Genomic DNA, 6,685 nt, shown 5'->3' with positions numbered 1-6,685 from the left:
TCAACAAACCCAAACCGACCTTAAACAATCTCAAACCCAACAGGAACAATTACAAACCCAACTTCAACAAACCCAAACCGACCTTAAACAATCTCAAACCCAACAGGAACAATTACAAACCCAACTTCAACAAACCCAAAAAGAATCTGATCAATCTCGTTCTGAACTCCATGAAGTTCGAGAAGAATTGGAACTAACCCAATTCCAACTGGATGAAGTACAAGTTGAGTTAGAACAATATGTTGCTAAGTTTCATCAACAGAAAGAAGAAATCACCAAACTCCAAACGGAACTGGAACAAACTAAAACCCAATTAACTCAAGTTCAACCCCAACCTGAACTCACCGTTAGCACAAAATCTAAATCAGATAATGCAGCGATAGTCAAACTCTTGGCAAAAGTTCTAGCAGAAACCCTAGAAGATTAGTGAGGATAGATTATGACAGCTAGCCCTTTATCAATTCTTCCTAATCTTCAACCCACCTTAAACCTCACAATTTTTGCAGTTCCTAAACCCTTTATCGGTCAGATTGGTATTATTCAACGCAATGCCATTCAAAGTTGGTTACACTTGCAACCCCAACCGGAAATTATCTTATTGGGAAACGATGAGGGAACAAGAGAAACTGCCAGAGAGTTTGGTTTACGCCACATTCCCAAGATCCAAATCAATACTCAGGGAACTCCCCTGTTAAATGATATTTTTTTCCAAGCTTCCCAACAAGCGAAATACCCGATCTTAACCTATGTTAATTCGGATATTATCTTAACCAGTGACTTCCTGGCAACGGTTCAACAAGTTATCACCCAGTACCAGCAATTTTTAATCATAGGAAGACGTTGGAATCTGGATCTCACTGAACCCTTAAACTTTCATCATTCCCATTGGGAACAAAATTTACGCGATCGCGTTCATCAATCCGGAACCTTCAGTGGCGTTGGAGCCTTAGATTATTTCGTTTTCCCCAAACCTCTATTTTCCCAACTACCAAAATTTGCCGTTGGACGCGCAGGCTGGGATAACTGGATGGTAGGAGAAGCCATCAAACAGAAGATTCCGGTCATCAATGCCAGTCAATTAATTACCGCGATTCATCAAAACCATGATTACAACCATTTGCCAGGACATCGTTTAGAAGCATTTCAAGGAACCGAAGCACAACAGAATCAAACCTTTCTCCAAGGTCATTTTGCGGGCAATAGTGCCGATGCGACTGTTTACTTAACTCCCTTCTCTCCCAACCACACCCCTAGAGCTAGTGTGATTATCCCCACCACCCATGTAAAGAACCACGATTTTGCATCTCTCCCTCTGCGTCAAAGCATTGACAGTGTTTACCAACAAACCCTGACTGACTTTGAAATTATCGTCGTTGATGATAGTTTTACACAGGAAATGCGATCGCGACTCAAAGCAGAATATCCCTCAATCCGCTACATCCATCAACCCTCTCAAGGGATTGTAGCCGCCTTTAATCAAGGTTGGGACATCGCCCAAGGGGAATTTGTGACTTTTTTGAATACCTCAGAGGTATTTTTGCCAGAAAAACTTGCCCAACAAGTCGCTTGCTTTGAACAGAAAGCAGGTTCTTTAGAAATAGTCCTCAGTGCTTGGCAAACCCCTTCCGGTAGTAGGAGTGATGCCATTAATATTGCAGCCTTTAATTCCGTTTTACAAGGACGGGAAGGGTTGCATGGCGTTCATATTTGGATGTTACCAACACTGTGGCAATTCATCCGAACTAACACAATTCTATTTCGGCGCAGTTGGTTACAGCGTTATGGTGGCTTTAACCCCCAATTCTCTCAACAAGCCGCTACCCTTGACCTGCTACTAAATTTATCCTCAAGGGGGGCGGCGGCAGTTTGTTTAGAACAGCCAACAGTTTGCTGTCCTGAACCCCAACCCTATACTGCTGAAACCATCGCTCAAATGGCGCAAGAGTCAGAACAACTTCTGCAAAACTATTTTTCACGCCCCACCGTTAAACCTTGGATGCGTCCCTTGGAGTCCCAGGCCTATACTCAAACATTCCTCTGGCTAGTACGCTTGATGTCAGATATCGGCAATGAACAGCAGAAAGCAAAATTCCTAGACCGTTATCATTCTTATCTGAAAAGGAGTTTATCAATTGACACCAATGATTTAGATTCGATATCAAAGTCTAGGTTGGGTTCTGCTAATCTCAAATAGCTTGCTCAAGTTCTAACAACGCTTCTCCTAAATTGCGATAGAACCATAAATGAATCGGTTCGCCCTGCAATTCCATCCCTTTGCCGTAACAATCAATGGCTTCTTTTAAACAGCCTTGACGATGCAATTGTTGTCCCAGCTCCTGATAAATCTCAGGAGCATTAGGACTGTTTTTCAATATCTCTTGATATCGAGAGAGAGGATCTAAATTAACTCCCTTTTTTTTTTGAAATCACACGACCCATCCCTTCATAAGCCAAATCAAACTCCGGTTTGAGGTTAATTGCTTTTTGGAAATAAGCTATTGCCTCTTGATAATTTCCTTTCTGTTCTAATGCTTCTCCCCAATGTAAATTAATATCTGGAGAATCTGGATAAATCTCACAAGCGCGGCGATAACAACTAATCGCTTCATCCCACTTTTGAAGCATAGCAAAAGTATGACCTAAAACGTGATAAGCAACGGCAGAACCTGGGTTGAGAATACAAGCTCGACGTAAAGCAACAATAGCATTTTCAATTGCACCTTGTTGTCGGAGGGTTTGTCCTAAGTTTTGATAGGACTCAAAGGAATCAGGATTAAAATCTTGACTGCGACGGTAGGAGGCGATAGCCTCTTCAAATTGGCGTTGTTTGCCTAAAATTTGTTCTAAGCGATTTTCAATGGAACGCGGATTGGCGGGATTTAATTCTAAGGCTTGGCGATAGGCAGCGATCGCTTCTTCCCATTGATAAAATTGTGCTAACGTCTGGCCCAATTCATCATATAATTCAGCCGAACTTTGGTTCAAAGCACAGGCTTGATGATATGCACTAATTGCTTCTTCCAAGTTATGAGTTTGCACCAGTGCTTGAGCTAAACCCCATTGATGCTGACTAGAGTTAGGATGCAGTTCAACGGCTCGACGATAAACCCTAACCGCTTCTTCCCATTCATTTTGTGCAGCTAAAGCTTTTCCTAACGGGTCATAAGCCTCTGCTAAATTAGGATTAAGTTCACAAGCTCGACCTAATGCTGTTACAGATTCTTTCCATTCCTGCTGGTGCATTAATGCCGTTCCCAAATTATAGTAAGCAGTTGCAGAGTTAGGATTCACCTGACAACACCGACGCGAGAGACTAATGATTTCCTCCCATTGTTCCTGCTTTTCTAATGATTTTCGTGATTTTTCGTAAGCTTCTATTAAATTAGGATTGAGTTGACAAGCACGACGATAATGTTTGAGTGCTTCATCAGTTTGACCGCACTGTTCTTGAACTTTTGCTAATGATAAATAACATTCTGACCAATAAGGATTAATCTCTAAGGCTTGATGGTAAGTCGCGATCGCCTCTTGCCCTTGGTTCTGTTGCGCGAGAGCCAGTCCTAGATTATAATAGGTTTCGGCATCCTTGGGTTTAAGCTCTAACGCCTTGTGAAACGAAGAAATCGCTTCTACAATATTGCCTTGTTGGGTGAGAGCAATCCCCAAATTAGTGTAAAATTCATAAAAATTCGGCTCTAAGGCAATGGCTTGTTGAAAGCAACGGATCGCTTGGCTCAAATGTCCGGCTTGCAGTTCCACAGTACCTAAGCGGTCATAGAACCAAGGGGAATTAGCGTTGAGTTCAACAGCTTTCTGATAAGCTGATATCGCGTCCTCAAAACTTCCCTGTTGACTGAGAGCTTCCCCCAAGTTATAATAAAGCCAGGGGGATGATGGGTTTTCTTGTATCCCCTGCTCATAGCTGAAAATTGCCTTTTCCAACTGACTTGTCCGTAACTGTTGATTTGCTGTCTCAAAATGGCTAATACTCATATCACAACTCTCGATTATTTCTAGGATTCAATTATATCATGTCTGCTACCATTGAGCGTGTCAACAACTTTTCACAACTTCTTTGAGCAGTTATCTGATTCCATCTGCCTTGAACAGCAGTTAAATCTTACCAGCAAGAAGGATGCCAGCAGACACAATAACATTATATTGGTTATGGACACTTGAGGGAAGTTGCAAACAGTTACTCAACCTTTAGAGATGGATATGCCTGTCACTACCTGATTGTTTTCGTCAAGTTTTTACCCCTCTCTACCCATTTTAAATAACTTTATATATATGCCCTTGCCTTCGGAATTGCCAGAAATTAGAAACAAACTAGAGCGATCGCAGTCGTGGCTACAGCAAATTCAAAGTGAGATGGCATCTTGGGAATCGCTAACAACTCTACCATCCTCATCCCCCTTAGCGGAACCCTCTCGTCAGTCGATGTTATTTTACCGAGATTATGGAGGTTTTACAGGTGGGCACTTAAAGGTTTGGGACTATTTTAATCATGTCAAATTTTCCCGGATTTATGCTCCCTTTATTTATTTCACACCTCAAAGCAGTTGGGAGCAAAACAATCCTTGGTTAAATTCAGATCAAACTTTCCTCTTATCTGAACCCCTAGTAAATCCTGCTCTAATTTTTATGGAGGGATTGGATTGGCATTTCCTTGATGAACACTATAAAAATAATTCACCGGTGCCGATTATTAATTTAATTCAGCACGTCCGACACGCCTATCCTGATAATCCTCGTTATTCCTTTCTCAAATATAGATCTATTCGGATTTGTGTCAGTCCCGAAATCAAAACTTATTTAGAAGAAACTCATCAAGTCAACGGAGAACTATTCGTTATTCCCTGTGGCTTGGATCTTAGCAAACTCCCCCAACCTTTAGATTGGGAACAAAAAGATTGTGATATTTTAATTTGTGCGTTGAAAGAACCTATTTTAGGACAACAGTTAAAAAAAGAATTAGAAAAAACAGGAAAAAAAGTGGAACTTCTCACAGCACAACTTTCCAGAGCAGAATATTTACAAAAGCTAAATTGGGCAAAGATGACGGTATTTCTTCCTCATCAACAAGAAGGCGAGGGGTTTTATCTTCCGGCTTTAGAAGGGATGGCGCTAGGAACACTGGTGATCTGTCCCGACTGTATTGGCAATCGCTCCTTTTGCCTTTCATGGTATAATTGTATCCGTCCAGAGTATCGGGTAGAAAGTTTATTGAATGCAATCCAACAAGCCTTACAATATCCTCGAAGTAAAATTCGGAAAATTTTAACCCAAGCGAAACAAACCGCCAATGACCATAGTCTTCTCAAAGAGCGTCAGGCTTTTTTAGAAATCCTCAAGAATATTCGGCAAATTTGGTAAGATTGTCTTACCTAAATTATTTAGAGTTTTGATTTACAGTCATCTAAAAATAGAACCCCATAAACTTTACCTGAAGAAAAATCTTCTAAAATAATGCAAAAATCCAACACCGAACAAAGCGTTTTCATTATCACCGGAATGCACCGTTCAGGAACCTCCTTAACCGCATCTATTTTGCAGAGTGCCGGTATTCACATTGGTCGAAATTTGTTAGGTGCAGATCAGGCCAATATTAAAGGTCATTGGGAAAATATTGACTTCTATGAATTTCACATGAATATTCTTGACTCACAAGGACTCAGTAGTGCGGGCTGGACATTACAGGACAATTTAGAAATTAAGGAAGAATTTATTGATCGAGCTAAACAAATTATAGAAAATAATGCTTTAAGTTCAGTTTGGGGATGGAAAGAACCTCGAACCACTCTCTTTTTAGACTTTTGGGCAAAACTCTTACCTGAAGCCAGGTTTTTATTAATTTATCGTTCTCCTTGGGAAGTGGCTGACTCTCTCTATCGGCGACAGGACGAACTTTTTCAAAGTCAACCAGAATTAGCCATTAAATATTGGCAGCATTACAACCAAAAAATTCTCAATTTTTATAACCAGGAACAAAATCGTTGTCTGCTTGCGAATGTTAAAACAATTATTCAGTACCAAGCCGCTTATATTGATACGATTAATCACAAGTTCAACGTTAATTTAAGTCATCCTTCTCCTACCGCTTACGATCCCTTGATGTTGAAAACAGAGGTTTCATCTAACAGTCAGCAACCAACAGTAATTGATTATTACTTTCCTGAAGCCATTGAACTTTATCAGGAACTAGAAGGCAGAGCATGGCATCCTGAACAAACGCCGGATTTTTCTTGGCAAGAATTATTAAAACCGTCTCTCTATCGAACTTGGGCTTTTCAAGATTGGGCGAATTTGCGTCGATTAGAACAGGATAATAAATCCTTGAAAACTCAATTGCACGCACAAGAACCGGAACTGCAAAAATCTCAGTCTCGTCAAACAGAATTAGAACAGACAAAAGCCCAACTGAAAACCGCAGAAAATCTCCTCGAACAATCTCAATTTCAATTACATGAAACAGAAAGCGTTTTAGAGAAATCTCAAACTCAGTTACAACAAACCGAGTCCGTTTTACAACAATCCCATGCTCAACTGAATCACAGTCGCAAGGAAGTAGAAGAGACAAAAACTCAACTTGGTCAAGCTCAATTTGATGTGATGCGTTATCAATCGCAGTTACATCAAACTCAAGAAGAATTAGAATACTATGAACTGCACCGCCAAGTTTGGG

Annotated in this window: 5 protein-coding genes and 1 pseudogene; 4 read left to right on the top strand and 2 right to left on the bottom strand. The window is 40.6% G+C overall.

Annotation, left to right across the window (positions count from 1 at the left end):
- A pseudogene (locus QUB06_RS01225) lies at positions 1 to 427 on the top strand (hypothetical protein); the annotation flags it as partial.
- 12 nt (positions 428 to 439) lie between these two features.
- The gene (locus tag QUB06_RS01220; protein WP_333433885.1) at positions 440 to 2,194 is read left to right on the top strand and encodes a glycosyltransferase family 2 protein; all 1,755 of its coding nucleotides are present in this window, start codon (positions 440 to 442) and stop codon (positions 2,192 to 2,194) included.
- Here QUB06_RS01220 and QUB06_RS01215 read toward each other — a convergent pair.
- Positions 2,187 to 2,372 (bottom strand): hypothetical protein, encoded by a 186-nt coding sequence (locus QUB06_RS01215; RefSeq protein WP_333433884.1) that lies wholly within the window; start codon positions 2,370 to 2,372, stop codon positions 2,187 to 2,189. The two genes, QUB06_RS01220 and QUB06_RS01215, sit on opposite strands and share 8 nt — an antisense overlap.
- A 31-nt stretch (positions 2,373 to 2,403) precedes the next feature.
- A complete protein-coding gene (locus QUB06_RS01210) occupies positions 2,404 to 3,993 on the bottom strand; it encodes a tetratricopeptide repeat protein (RefSeq protein WP_333433883.1) in 1,590 nt (529 codons plus the stop codon).
- Between the two features lie 297 nt (positions 3,994 to 4,290).
- Here QUB06_RS01210 and QUB06_RS01205 point away from each other — a divergent pair, with 297 nt between their 5' ends.
- Positions 4,291 to 5,376: a glycosyltransferase gene (locus tag QUB06_RS01205; protein ID WP_333433882.1), complete on the top strand. Its 1,086-nt coding sequence runs from the start codon at positions 4,291 to 4,293 to the stop codon at positions 5,374 to 5,376.
- 93 nt (positions 5,377 to 5,469) lie between these two features.
- Positions 5,470 to 6,685, top strand: a 1,216-nt coding sequence (locus QUB06_RS01200; RefSeq protein ID WP_333433881.1) for a sulfotransferase, incomplete at its 3' end; no start/stop codon positions are given.

Source organism: Microcoleus sp. D2_18a_D3, from assembly GCF_036702455.1.
GTDB lineage: Bacteria > Cyanobacteriota > Cyanobacteriia > Cyanobacteriales > Microcoleaceae > Microcoleus.
This window is presented reverse-complemented; position numbering and strand designations above follow the sequence as displayed.